We start from the raw sequence: 21,139 nt of genomic DNA on the forward strand, positions 1-21,139 counted from the left end.
CGTATTTCAGCAGCGACACGCAAAGCCATCGTTCTGTCACTGGACGGCGCCTATGTCGTCGCCATAAGACCCGCCTCGATTCACACTCATCCTAACTCCATTTCGCAGCCGTCCCGGAGATTTCGTAGCTTGTTACGACGCCACTTTTTCCTCGTCGGCGCGATTGTGATCCTGGGCCTTATGGTGGTCGCGGGCGGCTGGAAGCTGACCCTGGGCAAGAAGGAGGGGCCGGGCGGCCCCGGCGGCGGCGCGATGGCCGCGCAAAAGGGCGGCGGCGGGCCCGGCGGGCCGGGGGGCGGCCGCCGCGGCGGCATGGGCGGCCCCTCGCCGGTGAGCGTGGTCGGCGCGCAATCGAAGACCTTCGTCGACGCCATCGACGTCATCGGCGTGGCCAAGGGCCGCCAGTCGGTCACCCTGACGGCCGCGGCGACCCAACTGGTCGAGAAGGTCCGCTTCACCGACGGCCAGTCGGTGCCCCAAGGCGCGGTGCTGGTCGAGCTGAAGGCCACCGAGCAGAGCGCCGGCATCGCCCAGGCGCAGGCGCGCATGGTCCAGGCCCAGCGCGACTACGACCGCTGGAAGCAACTGGCCGCCCAGGGCTATGCGGCGAAGACCGCGCTGGACCAGCGCGAGGCGGCCTATCTGGCCGCCAAGGCCGACGTCGACGCGGCCCGGGCCCGGGAAGGCGATCGCATGATCCGCGCGCCGTTCGCCGGCGTGGTCGGGCTTTCGGACATCGCCCCGGGCGCGCTGATCAATCCGGGCGCGCCGATCGTGACGCTGGACGACATCTCGAGCGTGCGGGTCGACTTCGAAGTGCCGGACCGCTACCTGGCCTCGATCCGCGAGGGCCAGCCGATCACCGCCCGCATCGACGCCTATCCGGGCGAGGTGATCCAGGGCCGCATCCAGAAGCTGGACACCCGGATCGACGAGCGCAGCCGCGCCATCACCGCGCGGGCCGAATTCCCCAATCCCAGCCGCAAGCTGAAGCCGGGCATGATGCTGCGGGTGGCCATCGCCCAGGGACAGCGGCAGGTGGTGGCGGCGCCGGAATCGGCGGTCACCGTGCAGGGCGACTCCGCCTTCGTCTATGTGGTCGCGCGCCAGGGCGAACAGGCGATGACCGAGCAGCGCCCGGTGCTGACCGGCGTGCGCCAGGACGGCTATGTCGAGATCCGCGAGGGCCTGCGGGTCGGCGAGCAGATCGTCGCCGACGGCCTGAACAAGCTGCAGCCGGGCCAGCCGGTCCGCATCCTGGCGTCCGAGCCGGCCGCAGCCGAGCCCGGGGCGCGCGCCGCGCGGCCTGACGCATGATGCTGTCGGATATTTCGGTCCGCCGCCCGGTCTTCGCGGCGGTCGCGGCGATCATCCTCTGCGTCGTCGGGGTGGCGGCCTTCGCCTCGCTGACGGTGCGCGAACTGCCCAGCGTCGACCCGCCGGTGGTGTCGATCTCCACCACCTATCGCGGCGCGTCGGCCGAGGTGGTCGAGGAGCGGATCACCGAGGTCATCGAGCGGCAGATCTCCGGCATCCAGGGGATCGACCGGGTCAATTCCTCGTCGCGCGACGGCCGTTCGAACATCAACATCTCGTTCCGGCTCGACCGGAACCTGGACGACGCCGCCAACGACGTGCGCGACGCCGTCAGCCGGGTCGCGGCCAACCTGCCGCTGCAGGCCGATCCGCCGCAGATCGCCAAGGCGACGGCCGACGGCTCGCCGATCATGTTCATCTCGTTCGCGTCGACGACGCTGAACCGGCTGCAACTGTCGGACTACGCCCAGCGCTATCTGGTCGAGCGGTTCTCCACGGTGCCGGGCGTGGCCCAGGTGTTCGTCGGCGGCAGCCAGCTCTATTCGATGCGCATCTGGCTCGATCCCAACGCCATGGCCGCGCGCGGGGTGACGGTCGACGACGTCGAGAACGCGCTCAACAGCCAGAACCTGGAGCTGCCGGCCGGCTCGCTGGAGGCCCCGGACAAGGATTTCACCATCCGGGTCGGGCGCGGCTATTCCACGCCCGAGCAGTTCGCCCAGCTTCCGGTGACGCCGTCGGGCGCGCGCACGGGCGCGGCCACGGGCAACACCACCCAGGAATACGTCACCCGCCTGGGCGACATCGCGCGGGTGGAGGAGGGGCCGGACGAGCGGCGCCGCAGCTTCCGCTCCAACGGCCGCGACCAGGTCGGCATCGGGATCACCCGCCAGTCCCAGGCCAACGACCTGGAGATCTCGCAGGGCGTGCGCGACCTGCTGCCGGAACTGAACAAGTCGCTGCCCAAGGGCACGGTGCTGGAGGTGGCGGTCGACTATACGATCTTCACCAAGCACGCGATCGAGGAAGTCTGGATCACGATGGGGATCTCCATGGCGCTCGTGGCGCTGGTGAACTTCATCTTCCTGGGGACGTGGCGCGCGGCGCTGATCCCCTCGGTGGTGGCCCCGATCTGCATCCTGTCGACCTTCATCGTCCTGGCGCCGCTGGGTTTCTCGCTGAACCTGCTGACGCTGCTGGCCCTGGTGCTGGCCATCGGCCTGGTGGTCGACGACGCCATCGTGGTGGTCGAGAACATCCAGCGCCGCATCGACGACGGCGAGCCGCCGATCGTCGCGGCGCAGCGGGGCGCGCGCCAGGTGTTCTTCGCGGTCGTCGCCACGACGATCGTGCTGATCTCGGTGTTCGCGCCGCTGATGTTCCTGCCCGGATACATCGGCCGGCTGTTCGTGGAGCTGGCGGTGGCGATCGCCGCGGCGGTGGCGTTCTCGGCCCTGCTGGCGCTGAGCCTGTCGCCGATGCTGGCCTCCAAGCTGCTGCGCCCGGCGCATGGCGAGGGCTTCATCGCCCGCTATGTCGACGGGGCGATGGACAGGCTGCGGGGGTCCTATCACGCCTCGCTGGACGCGATCCTGGGCGAGCGGCGCGCGACCATCGCGACCGTGGTGCTGGTCGTGGTGCTGGCCGCCGGCGCCGGCGGCCTGTTTTCCGTCCTGCCGCGCGAACTGGTGCCGGAAGAGGATCGCGGACGGATCGACCTGAACGTCGTCGGTCCCGAGGGCGCCGGCTACGACTACACCCTGAAGGCGGCGGGCGAGGTCGAGACGCGGCTGCAGGAGCTGCTCAAGGACGGGGTCATCACCCGCTACATCCTCGGCGTGCCGCGCTTCGGCGGCAGCAGCCAGTTCAACAGCGGCTTCGGCAACGCCAACCTGGCGCCGGACGCCGGGCTGACCTCGAACGAGCTGGCCGCCCAGCTCAACCGCGAGCTTTCGTCGATCACCTCGGTGCGCGCCATCGCCTCGGTGCGGCCGGCCTTCCAGCGGGGAGGCGGCGGCGGTGGCGGCGGCAGCGGCGTGGACGTGATCGTCACCGGCGACGACTACGGGCAGATCGCGGCCTGGATCAAGCCGCTGCTGGCGGCGGCGGAAGCCAATCCCGGCCTGTCGCGCGCGCGGATCGACTATGAGCCGACCAGCCCGCGGGTGCTGGTCAATGTCGACCGCGAGAAGGCTGCGGCGCTGGGCGTCTCGGCCCAGGCGGTCGGGCGGGCGCTGGAGAGCAACTTCGGCACGCGCCGGGTCACGACCTACATCAAGAACGGCCAGGAATACGACGTGCTGCTGCAGACCGACCGCGAGCAGCGCCAGACCGAGAAGGACATCGGCAACCTCTATGTCCGGGCCAGTTCCGGGCAGTTGATCCCGCTGTCGACGGTGGTGACGACCGAGGTGCGGGGCGACACGCCCGACCGCTCGCGCGTCGATCGCCTGCGCTCGGTCACGCTCTCGGCCCAGCTCAATCCGGGCTATCCGGTCGGCGACGCGGTCAAGTTCTTCGAGACCGAGATCGCCAAGATGCCGCCCGGCCCGCAGGTGAAGTGGGGCGGGATGGCGCGCGACTACCTGGAGGCCGGCGGCGCCGTCGGGCTGGCGTTCGGCATGGCGCTGCTGCTGGTGTTCCTGGTGCTGGCCGCGCAGTTCGAAAGCTGGATCCACCCGGGCGTGATCATGCTGACCGTGCCGGTGGCGGCCTTGGGCGGGCTGTTCGGCCTGCTGATCGCCGGCTCGACCATCAACACCTACAGCCAGATCGGCCTGATCATCCTGATCGGCATCGCCGCCAAGAACGGCATCCTGATCGTCGAGTTCGCGAACCAGTTGCGCGACGAGGGGCTGTCGATCCGCGAGGCGGTGATCGAGAGCGCCTCGCTGCGCCTGCGGCCGATCATCATGACCTCGATCGCCGCGGCGGCCGGCGCGATTCCGCTGATCATGTGGGGCGGGGCCGGCGGCGAGAGCCGCAAGACGATCGGGGTGGTCATCTTCTTCGGGGCGATCTTCGCGACCCTGCTGACCCTGTTCATCGTGCCGGTGTTCTACAACATGCTGGCGCGCTTCACGAAATCGCCCCAGGCGACCGCGCGGCGCATCGAGGCCTTCGAGGAAGCCGAACAGGCCCGCGCCGCCAACGCCGCCGAATAGGCCTGCAACGAAAAAGCCTCCCCCGGCGGGGGAGGCGAGTTGTCGGGGTGGCGCCGGCTGCGACAAGGGGGTGTCACAGGCGCCGGCGCAGGATCTCGGCTGACAGATGCAAGCGCAGCCTCGACAGCGTCATGCTGCGGCTGAACTCTATTCTCGTCAAGGTTGCTTTTCTGGAATGCTAGCGCCTCACGGGGCCTTATAGCCGGTCTCGACCTTCAGATAGGCGATGAGGTCGATGCGGTCCTTCTCGGCCTTGAGGCCGGCGAACGACATCTTGGTGCCGGGCAGGAAGGTGCGCGGTTCGGCCAGCCACTTGTCCAGGTGCTCGGCGTCCCAGACGAAGCCCGCGTTCCTCACGGCGTCGGAATACTTGTAGGTCTCGAGCGCGCCGGCCTTGCGGCCGAAGACGCCGTGCAGGTTGGGGCCGGTCAGGTTGGCGCCGCCGGGGACGATCGTGTGGCACGACCGGCACATGGCGAACTTCATCTTGCCGTTGTCGATGTCGGCGGTGTTGTAGGGCGCAGGCAGGCTGGCGACGAGGGCCTGCTTCTCGGCGGCGCTGGGTTCGGGCGCGGCCGGCGCCGCCGTCGAAGGCTCCGCGGCCTTCTCGCCGCCCCCCTGGCCGCAGCCGGCGAGCAGGGCGCAGGACCCCAGGACAGACAGCATCAGCGCGTTGCGCATGTTCGTAACCCCTCGACCAAACTTGACCGCAAGCTAGTCATGAGCGGCCCGGTTGCAAGGCGCGACGGCGGCGTTCCTTCTGGATCGTCTCGTCGAGGGCCTGGAGGAACCGCGAGCGGTCGTTGCGGTCGAAGGGCTTGGGGCCGCCGAGCATCTCGCCGGTGGAGCGCAACTGCTCCATCAGGGCGCGCTGGGCCATCGCCGACCCGATCGAGTTCTCGGTGAAGGGCCGGCCGTTGGCGGCCAGGGCGTGGCCGCCGGCCTTGAGCACGCGCTCGGCCAGGGGGATGTCGTTGGTGATCGCGACGTCGCCGGGGGCGATCTGCTCGGCGATCCAGTCATCGGCCGCGTCGGGTCCGGCGTCGACGATCATCCGGGCCACGAGGGGCGACTGCGGGATCTGCATGAAGGCGTTGGAAACCACCCAGGTCTTCAGGCCATAGCGCTGGGCGACCTTGTAGACCTCGTCCTTCACCGGGCAGGCGTCGGCGTCGATGAAGATCTCGATGGGCTTGAGGTCCAAGTTCGGCCGCCTGTGGAATGAGGGAAGGTCCCGGAGACCCGCGTGGGGAATGGTGCCGGCTACAGGATTCGAACCCGTGACCTTCGGTTTACAAAACCGCTGCTCTACCAACTGAGCTAAGCCGGCGCACCGCGCGCCAGCGGACCGATGCCACGCCCCGCCCCGGCTGCCAAGCCCCAGCCGGCCGGCGGGCGACGACCACGCGGCGGGCGAACCCTAGCTAGGGGCCGCGAGGAACGACCTCCCCCACCACATGGGTAGCAATGTCCGGGACGGCCCGGCTCTTCGAAAGGAGGGCCGTGATGGCCTGGATCATTCTGTTTGTCGCCGGACTGCTGGAGGTGGTCTGGGCGTTCTCCATGAAACAGTCGGACGGCTTCACCAAGCTCGTCCCGACGGTGATCACCCTCGGGACGGTGACGGCCAGCTTCGGCCTGCTGTCGGTCTCGATGAAGACCCTGCCGCTGGGCACGGCCTATACCGTCTGGACCGGGATCGGCGCGGTGGGCGCCTTCGTCGTCGGCGTCGCGGTGCTGGGCGAGCATCTCAGCGCGGTGCGGGTGCTGGCGGCGGTGATGATCGTCGGCGGGCTGGTCCTGATGAAGCTGTCGAGCGCGCACTGAGGCTTCAGGCCTAGGAAGACTCCCTCGTCTGGAAGTAGTCTCCCGGCGTCCGGCCGGCGCCGCAAGAGCGCCGGCCTGTTTCGTAGTTCCCCAGGGGGAGGGGTCTTATGGCCGACAGCGCCGCCGCCGATCGCCGGCATCGTCTCAAATCGATCATCGGCGGGTCCACCGGCAACCTGGTCGAGTGGTACGATTGGTACGTCTATTCGGCCTTCACCCTCTATTTCGCTCCGGTCTTCTTCCCGGCGGGCGACCGCACCGCGCAGTTGCTGAACGCTGCGGCGGTGTTCGCCGTCGGCTTCCTGATGCGGCCGATCGGGGCCTGGATCATGGGCATCTATTCCGACCGCAAGGGGCGCAAGGCGGGCCTGACCCTGTCGGTGTCGCTGATGTGCGCCGGCTCGCTGCTGATCGCCCTGACCCCGGGATACGACCAGATCGGCTGGATCGCGCCGGCGCTGCTGGTGCTGGCGCGCCTGATGCAGGGCCTGAGCGTCGGCGGCGAGTACGGGGCCAGCGCGACCTATCTGAGCGAGATGGCCGGCAAGCGGCGCCGCGGCTTCTTCTCGTCCTTCCAGTACGTGACGCTGATCTCGGGCCAGTTGCTGGCGCTGCTGGTGCTGCTGGTGCTGCAGGCGATCCTGCCCGAGCCGGACCTGGAATCCTGGGGCTGGCGGATCCCGTTCGTCATCGGCGGGGGGCTGGCGGTGGTGGTGTTCTACCTGCGGCGCGGCCTAGCCGAGACGGAGTCGTTCAAGAACGCCCAGGGGAGCGACGCGCCCAAGTCGAGCGGCCTGACGCTGTTCAGGCATTACCCACGGCAGGCGCTGATGGTCATCGCCCTGACGGCCGGGGGCACGCTGGCCTTCTATGCCTACTCGACCTACATGCAGAAATTCCTGGTCAACACCTCGGGTTTCAGCCGCGAGAGCGCGACGGCGATCACCGCCGCGGCCCTGTTCGTCTACATGCTGATCCAGCCGGCGGCCGGGGCGCTGTCGGACAGGATCGGGCGCAGGCCGCTGATGATCGCCTTCGGCGTGCTGGGGGTGGCCTTCACCTGGTTGATCTTCACGACGCTCTCCAAGACCAGCGACCCCTATGTGGCGTTCGCCATCGTGCTGGGCGCCCTGATCATCGTCACCGGCTACACCTCGATCAATGCGGTGGTGAAGGCCGAGCTGTTCCCGGCCCATATCCGCGCGCTGGGCGTGGCGCTGCCCTATGCGCTGGCCAACACCATCTTCGGCGGCACGGCCGAGTACGTGGCGCTGTGGTTCAAGTCCCAGGGCATGGAGAGCGGCTTCTACTGGTACGTCACCGGCATGATCGGCGTCTCGCTCATCACCTACCTGCGGATGCGCGACACCCAGAAGCACAGCGAGATCACAGAAGACTAGCGGAACACTGGCGGCGGGCAGGTGTTGACCCTGGAAGCAACCCCAGGAGAGACACCATGGCCACGTCGCAACCCGACGCCATCGCCCTGCTCAAGGCCGATCACCGCGCCGTCGAAGCCCTGTTCGAGGCGTTCGAGACGGCGCGCGGCGCCTCGCGCAAGGCCGCGCTGGTGCACAAGATCTGCGTCGAGCTGACCGTCCATACGATGATCGAGGAGGAGATCTTCTATCCGGCCTGCCGCGGCAAGATCGAGGACGACACCCTCGACGAGGCCTATGTCGAGCACGACGGCGCCAAGATGCTGATCGCCGAACTGGCCGAGGCCGCGCCGGACGAGGCGTTCTACGACGCCAAGGTCAAGGTGCTGTCCGAAGAGATCAAGCATCACGTCCACGAGGAGGAGATGCGCTCCGAGGGCATGTTCGCCCAGGCCCGCGAGGCGGGATTGGACATGGATGCGCTTGGCGAACAGATGGCCGTGCGCAAGGCGCAGCTAAAGACCCAGTTCGAGACCACGGGACTGCCGATCCAGCAGACCCACTCGATGAAGGGCGCGATCGTCGAGCACGTCGGCCTGCGCCACTAGCGAGGTTGGATTAGCGGCGCGCCTATGGTCACCTGCGGCAAAGCAGGGAGCGCGCCATGAACTTCGAAGAGTACCGCAAGCACGACGCCGTGGGTCTGGCCGGACTGGTCTCGAAGGGCGAGGTCAGTCCTTCGGAACTGCTGGAGACCGCCGTGGCGCGGATGGCGGCGGTCAATCCGAAGATCAACGCCGTGACCATGGACCTGACCGAGTGGGGCCGGCAGGACGTCAAGCGCGACATCTGGGGCGGGCCGATGGCCGGCGTGCCGTTCCTGCTGAAGGACCTTGGCGCGCAACTGGCCGGCTCGCCGACCACGGCCGGCTCGGCGGTGTTCCGCGACGCCGTCGCCGCGGCCGACAGCGCGATCGTCACCGCCTACAAGGAGGCGGGGCTGGTGCTGTTCGGCAAGACCAACACCCCTGAGTTCGGCCTGATGCCGGTCACCGAGCCGGCGCTGCTGGGCGTCTGCCGCAACCCCTGGGACACGACGCGCACGCCCGGCGGCTCGTCGGGCGGGGCGGCCGCGGCGGTCGCCGCCGGCATCGTGCCGGCCGCGCACGCCAGCGACGGCGGCGGATCGATCCGCACGCCGGCCTCGGCCTGCGGGCTGTTCGGCATGAAGCCTTCGCGCGGGCGGGTGTCGTTCGCGCCGACCGGCGAGGGATGGGGCGGGGCCTCGATCCAGCATGCGGTGACGCGCTCGGTGCGCGACAGCGCCGCGCTGCTGGACGCGGTCTGCCAGCCCCAGCCGGGCGATCCCTATTTCCTGGCCGCGCCCGAGCGGCCGTTCGCCGAGGAGGCGCGGCGCGATCCGGGCAAGCTGGCGATCGGCTTCACCACCGCGGCCCTGGCCTCCGACGCCCTGGACCCGGAGTGCGCCGCCGCGGTGCTCGACGCCGCCAAGCTGTGCGAGGGCCTGGGCCACATGGTCGAGGAGGTGCACGTGCCGGGCGATCTGGCGGCCATGCAGCAGGGCGCCGGCGACGTCATCGCCGCCAGCATCGCCGCGACCCTGGAGGCCGAGGGCGAGCAGCGGGGCCGGCCGGTGGCGGAAGGCGACGTCGAGCAGCTCACCTGGCTGATGTACCAGCGCGGCAAGCAGGTTTCGGGCTCGGCCTATGTGCGGGGCCTGGCGGCGATCCACGCCTATGGCCGGGCGATGGCGGGGCTGTTCCGGCAATACGACGTGCTGCTGCTCTCGACCCTGGGCAGCCCGGCGATCCCGGTCGGCCACCTGACCGAGGATCCGCGCGAGTACGTCCAGCGCCTGTTCAAGTTCATGCCCAACACCCAGGCCTTCAACAACACCGGCCAGCCGGCGATGACCGTGCCCCTGGCCTGGAGCAAGGGCGGCTTGCCGATCGGCATCCAGTTCGTCGGGCGGATGGGCGAGGAGGCGCTGCTCTATAGGCTGGCCGGCCAACTGGAGGCGACGCGGCCCTGGTTCGACCGCGTGCCCGCGCTCTAGGCGCGCGGCGTGGCGCGGGGGCGGCTTTTCCTTTCGATCCTGCTGGGCGCGGTGGCGATCGGGACGCTGGTGGTCGTCGCGCTGTGGATCTGGAGCGAAATGCTGATCACGCGCGCCTATCCGGTCGCGCCGGAGACGGCGAGCGCCGGGGCGCCGGCGATGGCGGCGGAGGGGCGGCGGCTCGGCAAGCTCTACGGCTGCACCGGTTGTCATGGGGAGAACCTGCAGGGGAAGGTCTACAACCCGAACCCCCGCCTGGTGCGCAACTACGCTCCCAACCTGACCCTGGCGGCGGCCCGCTATAGCGACGAGCAACTGGCCCAGGCGATCCGCCAGGGCGTGCGGCCCGGCGACGGGCGAGCGCTGTGGGGCATGCCCGCGCAGACCTTCATGCACCTGACGCCGGACGAGCTGTCCGCCGTGCTGGCCTTCGTGCGGTCGCATCCGCCGGCCGGCGCGCCCACGCCGCCGCAGAGCGCGGGATGGCGCGCCCGCGCGGCGGTGCTGGCCGGGGCGCTGGACGAGCCGCGGCGGGCGGCGCGCGGCCGCTCGCGCCCGGCCATGGACCTGGGGCCGGACCTGGCGCGCGGGCGGCACATCGCGCGGACGGTCTGTTCGGAGTGCCACGGCTCGGATCTGGCCGGGGACGACCTCGAAGGCGGCCCGGACCTGCGGGTGGTCGGGGCCTATGACGCCGAGGCGTTCGCGACGCTGATGCGGACGGGCGCGCCGATCAGCGGACGCCACCTGGGCATCATGACGCTGGTGGCGCGCGACGACTTCAAGGTGTTCACCGACGCGGAGATCGCCGACCTCCACGCCTATCTCTCGGCGCGGGCGAGGGCGCTGGACGCGGCCGACTAGCTGTCGGTCCTGCGCCGCATCTGGAACAGGTAGACGGCGATCACGCCGGTGGCGACCAGGCCGATCAGCAGGGTCGAGACGGCGTTGATCTCCGGGCTCACCCCGAGGCGAACCTGGCTGTAGATGCGCATCGGCAGGGTGGTGGCGCCGGGGCCGGAGGTGAAGCTGGCGATCACCAGGTCGTCGAGCGAGAGGGTGAAGGCCAGCATCCAGGCCGCGGCGACGGCCGGGGCGATATTGGGCAGGGTGACCAGGAAGAACGCCTTGAACGGCGGGCAGCCCAGGTCCTGGGCGGCTTCCTCCAACTGGCGGTCGAAGGCGGCGAGCCGCGCCTGGATGACCACGCAGGCGTAGCACATGGTGACCGTCGCGTGGCTGACGGTCACGGTCCAGAAGCCGCGCGGCAGGCCCAGCGAGACGAACAGCAGCAGCAGCGACAGGCCAAGGATCACCTCGGGCATGACCAGCGGGGCGAACACCATGCCCGAAAACAGGGTGCGGCCCGGGAAGCGGCGGGTGCGGACCAGGGCCACGGCCGCGAAGGTCCCAAGGATGGTGGCGATGGTCGCCGAGATCAGCCCGACCCGGAAGGTCACCCAGATCGCGTCCAGGAGCTGTTCGTTGCGGAAGAGGGAGGCGTACCAGCGGGTGGAAAAGCCGCCCCAGACCGTGACCAGCCGGCTGGCGTTGAACGAGTAGATCACCAGCAGGACGATCGGCAGGTAGAGGAACCCGAACCCGACGACCAGGGCGGCGACGTTGAATCCGCTCAGGCCGCGCTTCATCGCCCGATCTCCGTCAGCTTCGCCTGCTGGCGCTGATAGAGCACGATCGGGACGACCAGGGTGAACAGCAGCACGATCGCCACCGCCGAGGCCGCCGGCCAGTCGCGATTGGCGAAGAACTCGGTCCAGATCGTCTTGCCCAGCATCAGGGTCGAGGACCCGCCCAGCAGGTCGGGGATGACGAACTCGCCGACCATGGGGATGAAGCAGAGCAGCGAGCCGGCCGCGACCCCCGGCAGCGACAGCGGGAAGGTCACCCGCCAGAAGGCGCCGAGCGGCGTGCAGCCGAGGTCGGCCGCCGCCTCGAGCAGGTCGTGCTGCTGGCGCTCCAGCACCGCATAGAGCGGCAGGACCATGAAGGGCAGGTAGGCGTAGACCAGGCCGATATAGATCGCCGTGTCGGTGTTGAGCAGCGACACCGGCCCCAGCCCGACGGCGCGCAGGGCGACGTTCAGCAGCCCCTCGGGTTTGAGAATGCCGATCAGCGCGTAAACCCGGATCAGGAAGCTGGTCCAGAACGGCAGGATCATCGCCATCAGCAGCGCCTTGCGCACCGAGGGCGTGCAGCGCGACATCGCATAGGCCAGCGGATAGCCGAGCAGCAGCAGGATGAAGGTGGCCACCGCCGCGAACTTCAGGCTGGAAAGATAGGCGACGATGTACAGCCGGTCGGAGGTCAGCCGGGCGTAGGTTTCGAAATCCAGCCCTGCCAGGAAGGTGCGGAAGCCAGCCATGCCCTGCGACCAGTCGAGGCGCGGGGCGTAGGGCGGCATGGCCAGGGCCGTTTCCGACAGCGACAGCTTGGCCACCAGCAGGAACGGAAACAGGAAGAACAGCCCAAGCCACAGGAACGGCGCCAGGGCCGTCAGGCCCGTGCGGTCGCGGCGGGCCGTCACTGGGTTAGCACCACGCCCGCGTCGCGGGCGAAGGTCAGCCACACCTGGTCGTCCCAGTCGACGGGACGGTCCACGAAGCGGGCGGCGTTGGCGCGGGCGGCGCGGATCGTGCGCCCGCCCTCCAGCTCGACGAGATAGGTGGTCCAGTCGCCGAGATAGCCGATATCGGCGACCTTGCCGGCCATGCGGTTGGGACCGGGCGGCGGCTCGTCCAGGTGGACCTGGATCTTCTCCGGCCGGACCGCCAGCCAGGCGGTCGACCCGACCTCGATGGGGTCGTCCTCGATGATGTCGAAGCCTTGGGGCGACTCGCTGCTGGCCATCCGCACGGTGAGCCCGTCGGCGTACTCGGCCTTGCCCTCGAAGATGTTCACGTCGCCGATGAAGTCGGCCACGTAGCGCGAGTTGGGCGCCTCGTAGACGTCGGCCGGGCGGCCCATCTGCACGATCTGGCCGGCGCGCATGACGGCGATGCGGTCGGCGGTGACCATGGCCTCTTCCTGGTCGTGGGTGACGATCAGGAAGGTCATGCCCAACTGCTGCTGCAGGGCCATCAGCTCCCACTGGGTCTCCTCGCGCAGCTTCTTGTCGAGGGCGGCGAGCGGCTCGTCGAGCAGCAGCATCTTGGGCCGGGGCGCGATGGCGCGGGCCAGGGCGACGCGCTGGCGCTGGCCGCCGGAAAGCTGGTGGGGCTTGCGCCGGGCCAGGCCGTCGAGACGCACCAGGGACAGCATCTCGCTCACCCGCGCGGCGATCTCGTCCTTGGGCATGCCCTGCTGCTTGAGGCCAAAGGCGATGTTCCGCTCCACCGACAGGTGAGGGAAGAGCGCATAGGACTGGAACATCATGTTGACCGGCCGCTCGTGCGGCGGCTTGCCGACCAGGTCCTCGCCGGCCAGCAGCACACGGCCTTCGTCAGGCGTCTCGAAACCGGCGAGCAGGCGCATCAGGGTGGTCTTGCCGCAGCCCGAGGGGCCGAGCAGGGCGAAGAACTCGCCGGGATAGATGTCGAGGGAGACGCCGTTGACCGCCGTCTCGCCGTCGAACCGCTTCACCACCTTGTCGAAACGCACCAGGGGCTTGGCCGTGGGATCGGACCACGGCGCAAAGGTCGAACGGACCGCGCCGATATTGAGGCGCGGGCGGCTGCGTTCGGTCATCTACCCGCCTTCCTACTGGCCGGTCTGCACCCGGGTCCACATGCGCGTGACTTCGCGCAGCAGAGCCTGGTCCTTGGTGGTGGTGACGAAGAGACGCTTGAACAGGTCCGGGGTCGGATAGACGTTCGGGTCGCCGCGCACCGAGGCGTCGACCATCGGCGTCGCCGGCAGGTTGGCGTTGGCGTACTGGGTGTAGTTCGACGCCTTGGCGATGACGTCCGGCCGCAGCATGTAGTCGAGGAACTTGTAGGCCGCCGTGGGGTTGGGCGCGTCGGCCGGAATGGCGAACACGTCGAACCAGACCTGGCTGCCTTCCTTGGGGATCACATAGGCCAGCTCGACGCCGTTCTTGGCTTCCTCGGCCCGGGTCTTGGCCTGGAGGATGTCGCCCGAATAGCCGACCGCCACGCAGATGTCGCCGTTGGCCAGGGCCTCGACATATTCCGAGGAGTGGAACTTGCGCACGAAGGGCCGCGCCTTGACCATCATGTCGGTGGCGGCCTGGTAGTCGGCGACGTTCTTGGAATTCGGATCCTTGCCCAGGTAGTTGAGCGCGACCGCGTACATGTCCTCGGACGCGTCGAGATAATAGACGCCGCAGTCCTTGAGCTTGGCGAGGTTGGCCGGATCGAACACCACCGCCCAACTGTCGATGTTCACGCCAGGCAGGCGCTTGGCCACTTGCTTGACGTTGTAGCCGATGCCGATCGTGCCCCACATGTAGGGCACGGTGTACTTCTGGCCCGGATCGAAGGGCTCCATGTAGCCCATGATGTCGGGCCACAGGTTCTTGTTGTTGGGCAACTGGGCCTTGTCGAGCGCGGCGATCGCGCCGGCGGCGACGTAGCGGGGCACGTTGTGGTTCGACGGCGCGACGACGTCGTAGCCGGTGTTGCCCTGCAGGACCTTGGTCTCGAGGATCTCGTTGGAATCGAAGGTGTCGTACTGGACCTTGATCCCGGTTTCCTTGGTGAAGTCGGCCAGGATCTGGGGGTCGATATAGTCCGACCAGTTATAGATCTTGAGAGTCTGGTCCTTGGCCGATCCGCCGCCCTGGCCGCAGGCGGCCATCGTCACGCTCAAAGCCAGAACCGCAGCCGTACCCAGCGCTTTCGTCCACATGCCCGCTCTCCAACTCGCCCGAAGCGCAGCTTATAGGGACAAGCCGCCAGAATTTAAGTGCTAATGCGCAAGGAGCGCTTCCGATGCCTATCCCGATGGCGATGATCGCGCCGATCCTTCTGCTCGTGGCGTCCAACATCTTCATGACATTCGCCTGGTACGGGCATCTGAAAGTCGAGCACCGGCCGATCTGGCTGCTGGTGCTGGCGAGCTGGGGCATCGCCTTCTTCGAATACTGCCTGGCCGTGCCGGCCAACCGGATCGGGCGCGAGGTCTATTCGCCGGCCGAGCTGAAGACGATGCAGGAGGTGATCACCCTGGCGGTGTTCGCGATCTTCTCCGTCACCTATCTGGGCGAACGGTTCACCCTCAACCATATGATCGGCTTCACGCTGATCGCGGCCGGCGCGGTGTTCATCTTCAAAGGCCCGCTCTGACGCCGCAAGCCAGCACTTTGGGAACCACATGCGGCGCCCTATAAGCCGCCGCTCCTCCTCATTTCGAGAGACATCATGTCCCGCATCCTCATCACCTCGGCCTTGCCCTACATCAACGGGATCAAGCACCTGGGGACGCTCGCGGGCTCGATGCTGCCGGCCGACGTCTATGCCCGGTTCCAGCGCGCGCGGGGGAACGAGACCCTCTATATCTGCGCCACCGACGAGCATGGCACGCCGACCGAGCTGGCGGCGGCCGAGGCCGGCCTCGATCCGGCGACCTTCTGCGCCCAGCAGCACGAGGTGCAGCATGACCTGGGCCGCAGGTTCGGCCTGTCCTGGGACCATTTCGGGCGCTCGTCCTCGCCGCAGAACCACCGGCTGACCCAGCGGTTCGCGCAGCAACTGTGGGAGGCCGGCTTCATCGAGGAGCGGGTGACCCAGCAGGTCTATTCCAACGCCGACAAGCGCTTCCTGCCCGACCGCTACGTGATCGGGACCTGCCCGCATTGTGGATACCAGGCCGCGCGCGGCGACCAGTGCGAGAACTGCACCCGGGTGCTGGATCCGGCCGACCTGATCCATCCGCGCTCGGCCGTTTCCGGCTCGGAAGACATCGAGATCCGCGACTCCAAGCACCTGTTCCTGCGCCAGAGCCTGTTCTCCGACAAGCTGCGGGCCTGGATCGACGGCAAGAAGGGCGAGTGGCCGCTGCTGGTCACCTCCATCGCCCTGAAGTGGCTGGACGAAGGCCTGCAGGACCGCGGCATCACCCGCGACCTGGAGTGGGGCGTTCCGGTCAACGCCTTCGAGTGGGGCCCCAATCCGCAGGGCCGGACGCCCGACGTCGAGGGCCTGGCCGGCAAGGTGTTCTACGTCTGGTTCGACGCGCCGATCGAATACATCGCCGCGACCTGGGAGTGGGCGGACGCCCGCGCCGCCGAGGCGGGCCGCGGCCCGGCCGAGGATCGCGAGTGGGAGCGCTGGTGGCGCGGGCCCGAGGCGGCCGACGTCACCTATGTCGAATTCATGGGCAAGGACAACGTGCCGTTCCACACGGTCGGCTTTCCCTGCACCCTGATCGGGATCAACGAGAAGCTCGAGGCCGACGGCGCCTGGCGGGTGACGAACAATGCGCCGTGGAAGCTGGTCGACCAGCTCAAGGGCTTCAATTGGCTGGACTATTACGGCGGCAAGTTCTCGACCTCGCAGAAGCGCGGCGTGTTCATGGACCACGCGCTGGAGCTGCTGCCGGCCGACTACTGGCGCTGGTGGGTGACGGCGAACACGCCCGAGACCTCGGACTCGACCTTCACCTGGGAGCAGTTCCAGGCGCAGGTGAACGCCGACCTGGCCGACGTGCTGGGCAATTTCGTCAATCGAATCCTGAAGTTCACCGAAGCGCGGTTCGAGGGGGTCGTGCCGGAAGGCGGCGAGCCGGGCGAGCTGGAGGCCAGGCTCCATGCCGACGTCACCGCCAAGGTGGCCGAGCTGAACGAGTTCATGGAGGCGCGGGAGTTCCGCAAGTCGACCGCCGCCCTTCGGCAGCTTTGGGTGCTGGGCAACCAGTATCTTACCGAAGCCGCGCCGTGGACGGCGATCAAGACCGACGTCGAGCGCGCCACGGTGGTGGTGCGCACGGGCCTGAACCTGGTGGCGCTGTTCGCCAAGGTGTCCGAGCCGTTCATCCCGTTCGCCTGCGAGAAGATCGCGCTGGCGGTCGGCGAGGACTATCCGGCCGCCTGGCCGAGCGCGCAGGGCGCGGCGATCCTCGACATCCTGCCGGCGGGCCGCAAGGTCGCCGCGCCGGAGGTGCTGTTCAGGAAGGTCGAGAACGAGCAGGTCGCCGAGTGGCTGGAGCGCTTCGGCGGCCCGGAAGCCGAGGCCTGACGAGCTAGAGCGCTGCGCGGCCGAGGCGGTCGCGCAGCAGTTCGGCGCCGCTGACCAGGCTGATGCCGACCAGCACCAGCAGGGCGCCGGCGACGAAGGCCGGCTCCAGCGGCTCGTGCAGGACCACGACGCTGAACATCACCCCGAACAGCGGGGTGAGGAACGACAGGATCGACAGCCGCGAGGCCAGGTACTTCCGCAGCAGCCAGAACCAGATCACGTAGCTGACCAGGGTGATGACGATGGTCTGGAAGCCCAGGTTGAGGGCGACGCCCGGCGTCAGGTTCACCCCCATCTCGCCGCGCAGCGCGGCGATGGCCAGCAGCATCACCCCGGCGAAGGCCACCTGGTAGAACAGGGTCTTGACCGCCGGGGCGTCGGACAGCCGCGAGCCGCGAATGGCCACGGTGGTCAGGCCCCAGGCCAGGCCGGCCAGCAGGCCCATGGCGTCGCCGATCAGCATGTTGCGGCCGACCTGGTCGCCGGCGCCCAGGAAAGAGACGGCGATGCCGCCGAAGGCGACGAGGACGCCGGCCCACTGAAGGGGCCTGAGCCGCTCGTCCCGGAACCGCAGGTGCAGGCCCAGGGCCGAGAAGATCGGCGCGCTGTAGAGGAACACGACCATGTGCGAGGCGCTGGTCAGCACCAGGCCCTGGGCGATGAACAGAAATTCGAGCCCGAACAGCAGCCCCACCAGCAGGCCGGCGGGCAGGGTGCCGTCGGCGAAGGCCCCGCGGCCCTCGTTGCGCAGCGTCATCAGGCCCAGCACCACCGCGGCGATGGCCGAGCGCACGGCCATCTGCATCACCGGCGTGATGTCGGCGGCGATCAGCTTGACGGCGATCTGCTGAAATCCCCAGGCCAGGCAAAGGGCGACCATCACGCTGAGCGCGAACAGGTCGAGGGGCTTGCGCGCGCTCATCAGACGCTGGCTTGGCCGCGCAGGACCGGGACGCAGCCGCCGCCGACCGTGGCGAACACGCCCTCGGGCGTGCGGCGGGCGGTGGCGCGCAGGCGCGAGGGGCGGCCCATCTCCACGCCCTGGACGATGTCCCAGCCGCCCTCGGGCGCGTCGGACAGCGACAGCAGCAGGGCGGCGAGGGTGGCGTTGGCGCTGCCGGTGGCCGGGTCCTCGACGGTGCCGGAATTGGGCGCGAACATGCGGGCGCGCAGGGCGCCTTGCCCGTCGCGGGCGTAGAGATGCAGCGAGAGGCGGTCGCCGAAGGCCGGGAAATCGAGGGCGGCCTGGCGGAAGGCGGCGAGATCGGGCGCGGCGCGGGTGAGGGCCTGGCCGCCCACCTCGGCGATGACGAAGGTGACCCCGACGCTGGCCTCCACCGGACGGTGGCCGGCGACGACGATGTCGGCCGGCGCCAGGCCGGCGCAGGCGGCGATGGTCTCGACCGGCAGGTCTACGCCGAGCGACAGCGGCTGCGGGGCGGCGATGACGCCGCCTCCATCGACGATGGTCACGCCGACGATGCCGGCCGGCACTTCGAGCCGCAGGTCATGGCCCTTGCCCATCTGCGAGAGCACCCAGCCCGTGCCCACGGACGGGTGGCCGGCGAACGGCATTTCGGCCGTGCGGTTGAAGATCCGCACCCGCGCGGTGTTGGCGGGGTCCTGCGGCGGCAGGATGAAGGTCGTCTCCGAGAGGTTCATCTCGGCGGCCAGCGCCTGCATGTCGGCGTCGCTGAGACCGCGGGCGTCGGTGAAGACGGCCAGCGGATTGCCGCCGAAGCGGGTGTCGGTGAACACGTCGAGGGTGACGAACGGGTAGTCGGCCATGCTGCGGAATCCGGTTCGGGGAAGGCACCTTGGCTTGACATAAGTTAGGCGATTGGCAAAGTGCCAAAATGGACCTCGCCGATTTGCTGCGCGCCCTGGCCAATGAGCGCCGGCTTCAGATTCTCGATTGGCTGAAGGACCCGACGGCGAATTTCCCGCCGCAGGTCGACGGCGACCTCGTGAAGGACGGGGTGTGCGGGGTCTTCATCGCCGACAAGCTGGGCGTCACCGCCCCCACCTTGAGCGAGCACATGCGGCTGCTGGTGCAGGCCGGGCTGGTGAAGCCCAAGCGCATCAAGCAGTGGACCTTCTACCGCCGGGACGAGGACGCCATCGCCGCAGCGACGCGCAAGATCGCCGAGGCGGTCTAGCGGACACGAAGACGCCGCCGAACGCGTGTCCGGCGGCGTTCCTGCGTCTGGCGGAGGAGGCTAGTGGGCCGGAACCTTGGGCTTGATGTCCATGAAGTCCGGCACGGCGGCGTTGTAGGCCGGCATGTAGCCCAGATCGCGAACCACATCCTGATGGCCCTGCCACATCATGTGCAGGGCGACATAGAGCACGATCGCCAGGCCGATGTAGCCGATCCAGCGATACTTGTGCAGCAGGCGGGCGATGTAGCTGGCCGCCACGCCCATCAGGGCGATCGAGAGCAGCAGGCCGAACACCAGGATCGCCGGATGCTCGCGCGCCGCGCCGGCCACGGCCAGCACGTTGTCCAGCGACATCGACAGGTCGGCGATGAGGATCTGGATGAAGGCGGCGCGGAAGGTCTTCGGCTGGCGGGCGACGGCTTCGGCGGACGGCTCGGTGCTGGGATCGTCGTCCATGACCGCGCCGGCGATGGCCTCGCCGTGGGCGGCCTGCTCGCGCAGTTCGCGCCACATCTTCCAACAGACCCAGAGCAGCAGCAGGCCGCCGGCGAACAGCAGGCCGACGATGCCCAGCAGTTGCGCGGTGATGAGCGCAAAGCCGATGCGCATGGTCACGGCGACCGCCAGGCCCCAGAGGATCGCCTTGCGTCGTTGGTCGGGCGGCAGGGCCGCCGCCGCCAGACCCACCGCCACGGCGTTGTCGCCGGCCAGCACCAGGTCGATCATCAAGACGGAGAAGAGGGCGGCGAGGGCGCCTGGGGCGAGGAGACTTTCGATCATCGGGCCTTGAATGCGACAGCCGTCGTCAGTCCGCAACCGCTTAGCTGCGCAGCGGATGACTTTCCGGCGGGGGAAAAAATTCTAGGGGCGGGTTCGGCTGGCTTCATAGAGCGCGACTGCTGCGGCGGCGGAAACGTTCAGGCTCTCGAAGCCGCCGGGCATGGAGATCTTGGCCAATTGGTCGCAGTGCTCCGAAACCAGCCGGCGCAGGCCCTCGCCCTCGGAGCCGAGGACAAGCACGGTCGGGCCGCCGTCGAGCGCCTGCTCCAGATAGGCGTCGGCATGGCCGTCGAGGCCGATCGCGCGCCAGCCGAGGTCGGCCAGGGTTTCCAGCGCGCGGGACAGGTTGACCACGTGGGCGGTGGGGATCTTGTCCACCGCGCCGACCGCGGCCTTGGCGAGCGCGCCGGTCAGCTTGGGGGCGTGGCGGTCCTGCAGGATGACGCCGGCGGCGCCGAACGCGGCGGCCGAGCGCAGGATGGCGCCGACGTTCTGCGGGTCGGTGACCTGGTCGAGCATCAGCAGGACGGCGCCGCGCCTGGCGTCGAAGTCCTGCAGGGCGACCGACTCCAGCAGGGGAATGCGTAGGGCCACGCCCTGGTGCACGGCGCCCTGGGGCAGGATCTGGCCGATGGCGGCCGATTCGACGACCTCCAGCGCCTTGGGGCGGCCGAATCGAGATTCGAGCTCCTTGGCCCGATCCGGAGTCGCCAGGAGACGTTGAGGCGCGCTCCTTTTGTCGTTGGAAAGTGCGGCCGCGACCGCGTGCCAGCCCCACAGCCACTCGTCCGAACCGTTGTCCGGCTTGCGGTTGAAGGCTCTTTGGCCCGATTTTTTCGGACCTTTCGAGTGCGCGTTGCGTTCGCGAGGGGAGGACACTATAAGACGCGCTCCAAATCGGGGGCCGGACGGGTTCTTCGCTCAGGCGGGGGGCAGTGTCCAGGCTTCCGATCTGGCTCCGAGCGCGCTGGGGGAATGTCCCGAGCGGCAAAGGGGGCGGACTGTAAATCCGCTGGCGTACGCCTTCGCAGGTTCGAGTCCTGCTTCCCCCACCACGCACTCGGAGCGTGACTTTAAGGAGACTGGCGCGACCCCGCGCATCCTTCAGCGGCGGGTATAGCACAATGGTAGTGCAGCAGCCTTCCAAGCTGAGGATGCGGGTTCGATTCCCGCTACCCGCTCCAACCTTCTGAATTCAACGCCGGCAGGACCCCGATGGCCAAGGAAAAGTTCGAACGCAACAAGCCGCACTGCAACATCGGCACGATTGGTCACGTTG

General features: G+C 68.8%; 21 protein-coding genes and 3 tRNA genes. 13 read left to right on the forward strand and 11 right to left on the reverse strand.

Annotated elements, in window-relative coordinates; translation table 11 throughout:
• Positions 1 to 165: 165 nt before the first annotated feature.
• Entirely contained in the window at positions 166 to 1,317 is a 1,152-nt protein-coding gene (locus RTL41_RS18930) for an efflux RND transporter periplasmic adaptor subunit (protein ID WP_312166726.1), read from the forward strand.
• Positions 1,317 to 4,481, forward strand: a complete 3,165-nt coding sequence (locus RTL41_RS18935) for an efflux RND transporter permease subunit (RefSeq protein WP_312166727.1) — start codon at positions 1,317 to 1,319, stop codon at positions 4,479 to 4,481. Before RTL41_RS18930 ends, RTL41_RS18935 begins: the two co-directional genes overlap by 1 nt.
• 186 nt (positions 4,482 to 4,667) lie before the next feature.
• On the opposite strand, the gene RTL41_RS18940 is transcribed toward RTL41_RS18935, so the two are convergent.
• The 3 genes from RTL41_RS18940 to RTL41_RS18950 form a co-directional block, all read right to left on the reverse strand.
• The gene (locus RTL41_RS18940; RefSeq protein WP_312166729.1) at positions 4,668 to 5,162 is read right to left on the reverse strand and encodes a cytochrome c family protein; all 495 of its coding nucleotides are present in this window, start codon (positions 5,160 to 5,162) and stop codon (positions 4,668 to 4,670) included.
• A 37-nt stretch (positions 5,163 to 5,199) separates the two neighbouring features.
• Positions 5,200 to 5,685 carry a YaiI/YqxD family protein gene (locus RTL41_RS18945; protein ID WP_312166731.1) on the reverse strand — a complete coding sequence of 162 codons (486 nt, stop codon included), beginning with the start codon at positions 5,683 to 5,685 and terminating at the stop codon, positions 5,200 to 5,202.
• A 50-nt stretch (positions 5,686 to 5,735) separates the two neighbouring features.
• A tRNA-Thr gene (locus tag RTL41_RS18950) sits at positions 5,736 to 5,811 on the reverse strand.
• A gap of 176 nt (positions 5,812 to 5,987) precedes the next feature.
• Between RTL41_RS18950 and RTL41_RS18955 the strand changes: the two genes are divergently transcribed.
• The 5 genes from RTL41_RS18955 (at position 5,988) to RTL41_RS18975 (ending at position 10,628) form a co-directional block, all read left to right on the forward strand.
• Positions 5,988 to 6,308, forward strand: coding sequence for a multidrug efflux SMR transporter (locus RTL41_RS18955; RefSeq protein ID WP_312166732.1), 321 nt, complete (start codon positions 5,988 to 5,990; stop codon positions 6,306 to 6,308).
• 107 nt (positions 6,309 to 6,415) lie between these two features.
• On the forward strand, positions 6,416 to 7,708 hold the full coding sequence (locus RTL41_RS18960) for an MFS transporter (RefSeq protein WP_312166734.1): 1,293 nt from the start codon (positions 6,416 to 6,418) through the stop codon (positions 7,706 to 7,708).
• 56 nt (positions 7,709 to 7,764) lie between these two features.
• Complete coding sequence (locus RTL41_RS18965) at positions 7,765 to 8,295, forward strand: hemerythrin domain-containing protein (protein ID WP_312166736.1); 531 nt, start codon at positions 7,765 to 7,767, stop codon at positions 8,293 to 8,295.
• 56 nt (positions 8,296 to 8,351) lie between these two features.
• Complete coding sequence (locus RTL41_RS18970; RefSeq protein WP_312166737.1) at positions 8,352 to 9,764, forward strand: amidase; 1,413 nt, start codon at positions 8,352 to 8,354, stop codon at positions 9,762 to 9,764.
• A 9-nt stretch (positions 9,765 to 9,773) separates the two neighbouring features.
• The gene (locus RTL41_RS18975; protein ID WP_312166739.1) at positions 9,774 to 10,628 is read left to right on the forward strand and encodes a cytochrome c; all 855 of its coding nucleotides are present in this window, start codon (positions 9,774 to 9,776) and stop codon (positions 10,626 to 10,628) included.
• Here RTL41_RS18975 and RTL41_RS18980 read toward each other — a convergent pair.
• Genes RTL41_RS18980 through RTL41_RS18995 form a run of 4 tightly spaced genes read right to left on the reverse strand, consistent with a single transcriptional unit; the run spans position 10,625 to position 14,591 of the window.
• On the reverse strand, positions 10,625 to 11,413 hold the full coding sequence (locus RTL41_RS18980) for an ABC transporter permease (protein WP_312166741.1): 789 nt from the start codon (positions 11,411 to 11,413) through the stop codon (positions 10,625 to 10,627). The two genes, RTL41_RS18975 and RTL41_RS18980, sit on opposite strands and share 4 nt — an antisense overlap.
• Positions 11,410 to 12,309, reverse strand: a complete 900-nt coding sequence (locus RTL41_RS18985) for an ABC transporter permease subunit (protein WP_312166742.1) — start codon at positions 12,307 to 12,309, stop codon at positions 11,410 to 11,412. Before RTL41_RS18985 ends, RTL41_RS18980 begins: the two co-directional genes overlap by 4 nt.
• Positions 12,306 to 13,469: an ABC transporter ATP-binding protein gene (locus tag RTL41_RS18990; protein WP_312166743.1), complete on the reverse strand. Its 1,164-nt coding sequence runs from the start codon at positions 13,467 to 13,469 to the stop codon at positions 12,306 to 12,308. The genes RTL41_RS18985 and RTL41_RS18990 overlap by 4 nt, the downstream gene beginning before the upstream one ends.
• Before the next feature lie 12 nt (positions 13,470 to 13,481).
• Positions 13,482 to 14,591 (reverse strand): polyamine ABC transporter substrate-binding protein, encoded by a 1,110-nt coding sequence (locus tag RTL41_RS18995; protein ID WP_312166745.1) that lies wholly within the window; start codon positions 14,589 to 14,591, stop codon positions 13,482 to 13,484.
• Between the two features lie 83 nt (positions 14,592 to 14,674).
• On the opposite strand from RTL41_RS18995, the gene RTL41_RS19000 reads away from it, so the two are divergent.
• Both RTL41_RS19000 and metG read left to right on the forward strand, forming a co-directional pair.
• Complete coding sequence (locus tag RTL41_RS19000) at positions 14,675 to 15,028, forward strand: DMT family protein (RefSeq protein WP_312166746.1); 354 nt, start codon at positions 14,675 to 14,677, stop codon at positions 15,026 to 15,028.
• A 75-nt stretch (positions 15,029 to 15,103) separates the two neighbouring features.
• A complete protein-coding gene (gene metG / locus RTL41_RS19005; protein WP_312166747.1) occupies positions 15,104 to 16,918 on the forward strand; it encodes a methionine--tRNA ligase in 1,815 nt (604 codons plus the stop codon).
• A gap of 4 nt (positions 16,919 to 16,922) precedes the next feature.
• On the opposite strand, the gene RTL41_RS19010 is transcribed toward metG, so the two are convergent.
• Both RTL41_RS19010 and RTL41_RS19015 read right to left on the reverse strand, forming a co-directional pair.
• Positions 16,923 to 17,840 carry a DMT family transporter gene (locus tag RTL41_RS19010; RefSeq protein ID WP_312166749.1) on the reverse strand — a complete coding sequence of 306 codons (918 nt, stop codon included), beginning with the start codon at positions 17,838 to 17,840 and terminating at the stop codon, positions 16,923 to 16,925.
• Complete coding sequence (locus tag RTL41_RS19015) at positions 17,840 to 18,706, reverse strand: PhzF family phenazine biosynthesis protein (protein WP_312166750.1); 867 nt, start codon at positions 18,704 to 18,706, stop codon at positions 17,840 to 17,842. Before RTL41_RS19015 ends, RTL41_RS19010 begins: the two co-directional genes overlap by 1 nt.
• A gap of 68 nt (positions 18,707 to 18,774) precedes the next feature.
• On the opposite strand from RTL41_RS19015, the gene RTL41_RS19020 reads away from it, so the two are divergent.
• The gene (locus tag RTL41_RS19020) at positions 18,775 to 19,077 is read left to right on the forward strand and encodes a metalloregulator ArsR/SmtB family transcription factor (protein ID WP_312166753.1); all 303 of its coding nucleotides are present in this window, start codon (positions 18,775 to 18,777) and stop codon (positions 19,075 to 19,077) included.
• A gap of 60 nt (positions 19,078 to 19,137) precedes the next feature.
• Here the strand turns inward: RTL41_RS19020 and RTL41_RS19025 are convergent, their stop codons facing one another.
• Together RTL41_RS19025 and rlmB are read right to left on the reverse strand one after the other, a co-directional pair.
• Positions 19,138 to 19,860 (reverse strand): TerC family protein, encoded by a 723-nt coding sequence (locus RTL41_RS19025; RefSeq protein WP_312166755.1) that lies wholly within the window; start codon positions 19,858 to 19,860, stop codon positions 19,138 to 19,140.
• Between the two features lie 81 nt (positions 19,861 to 19,941).
• Positions 19,942 to 20,739 (reverse strand): 23S rRNA (guanosine(2251)-2'-O)-methyltransferase RlmB, encoded by a 798-nt coding sequence (rlmB, locus tag RTL41_RS19030; RefSeq protein WP_409418352.1) that lies wholly within the window; start codon positions 20,737 to 20,739, stop codon positions 19,942 to 19,944.
• A gap of 90 nt (positions 20,740 to 20,829) precedes the next feature.
• Here rlmB and RTL41_RS19035 point away from each other — a divergent pair.
• The 3 genes from RTL41_RS19035 to RTL41_RS19045 form a co-directional block, all read left to right on the forward strand.
• Positions 20,830 to 20,915: transfer RNA gene (locus tag RTL41_RS19035), tRNA-Tyr, on the forward strand.
• Between the two features lie 55 nt (positions 20,916 to 20,970).
• A tRNA-Gly gene (locus RTL41_RS19040) sits at positions 20,971 to 21,044 on the forward strand.
• A 31-nt stretch (positions 21,045 to 21,075) separates the two neighbouring features.
• On the forward strand, positions 21,076 to 21,139 hold a 64-nt coding region (locus RTL41_RS19045; RefSeq protein WP_293460220.1), incomplete at its 3' end, for a hypothetical protein.

The sequence above is a fragment of the Phenylobacterium sp. genome, from assembly GCF_031984885.1.
In the GTDB taxonomy this organism is placed as follows: domain Bacteria; phylum Pseudomonadota; class Alphaproteobacteria; order Caulobacterales; family Caulobacteraceae; genus Phenylobacterium.

What these genes read in the sequence shown, in the direction of transcription:
- RTL41_RS18935 (WP_312166727.1), top strand. Translation starts at nt 1,317, where the DNA reads ATGCTGTCGGATATTTCGGTCCGCCGCCCGGTCTTCGCGGCGGTCGCG.
- RTL41_RS18940 (WP_312166729.1), bottom strand. Translation starts at nt 5,162, where the DNA reads ATGCGCAACGCGCTGATGCTGTCTGTCCTGGGGTCCTGCGCCCTGCTC.
- RTL41_RS18955 (WP_312166732.1), top strand. Translation starts at nt 5,988, where the DNA reads ATGGCCTGGATCATTCTGTTTGTCGCCGGACTGCTGGAGGTGGTCTGG.
- RTL41_RS18960 (WP_312166734.1), top strand. Translation starts at nt 6,416, where the DNA reads ATGGCCGACAGCGCCGCCGCCGATCGCCGGCATCGTCTCAAATCGATC.
- RTL41_RS18965 (WP_312166736.1), top strand. Translation starts at nt 7,765, where the DNA reads ATGGCCACGTCGCAACCCGACGCCATCGCCCTGCTCAAGGCCGATCAC.
- RTL41_RS18970 (WP_312166737.1), top strand. Translation starts at nt 8,352, where the DNA reads ATGAACTTCGAAGAGTACCGCAAGCACGACGCCGTGGGTCTGGCCGGA.
- RTL41_RS18980 (WP_312166741.1), bottom strand. Translation starts at nt 11,413, where the DNA reads ATGAAGCGCGGCCTGAGCGGATTCAACGTCGCCGCCCTGGTCGTCGGG.
- RTL41_RS18990 (WP_312166743.1), bottom strand. Translation starts at nt 13,469, where the DNA reads ATGACCGAACGCAGCCGCCCGCGCCTCAATATCGGCGCGGTCCGTTCG.
- RTL41_RS18995 (WP_312166745.1), bottom strand. Translation starts at nt 14,591, where the DNA reads ATGTGGACGAAAGCGCTGGGTACGGCTGCGGTTCTGGCTTTGAGCGTG.
- RTL41_RS19000 (WP_312166746.1), top strand. Translation starts at nt 14,675, where the DNA reads ATGCCTATCCCGATGGCGATGATCGCGCCGATCCTTCTGCTCGTGGCG.
- metG (WP_312166747.1), top strand. Translation starts at nt 15,104, where the DNA reads ATGTCCCGCATCCTCATCACCTCGGCCTTGCCCTACATCAACGGGATC.
- RTL41_RS19010 (WP_312166749.1), bottom strand. Translation starts at nt 17,840, where the DNA reads ATGAGCGCGCGCAAGCCCCTCGACCTGTTCGCGCTCAGCGTGATGGTC.
- RTL41_RS19015 (WP_312166750.1), bottom strand. Translation starts at nt 18,706, where the DNA reads ATGGCCGACTACCCGTTCGTCACCCTCGACGTGTTCACCGACACCCGC.
- RTL41_RS19020 (WP_312166753.1), top strand. Translation starts at nt 18,775, where the DNA reads ATGGACCTCGCCGATTTGCTGCGCGCCCTGGCCAATGAGCGCCGGCTT.
- RTL41_RS19025 (WP_312166755.1), bottom strand. Translation starts at nt 19,860, where the DNA reads ATGATCGAAAGTCTCCTCGCCCCAGGCGCCCTCGCCGCCCTCTTCTCC.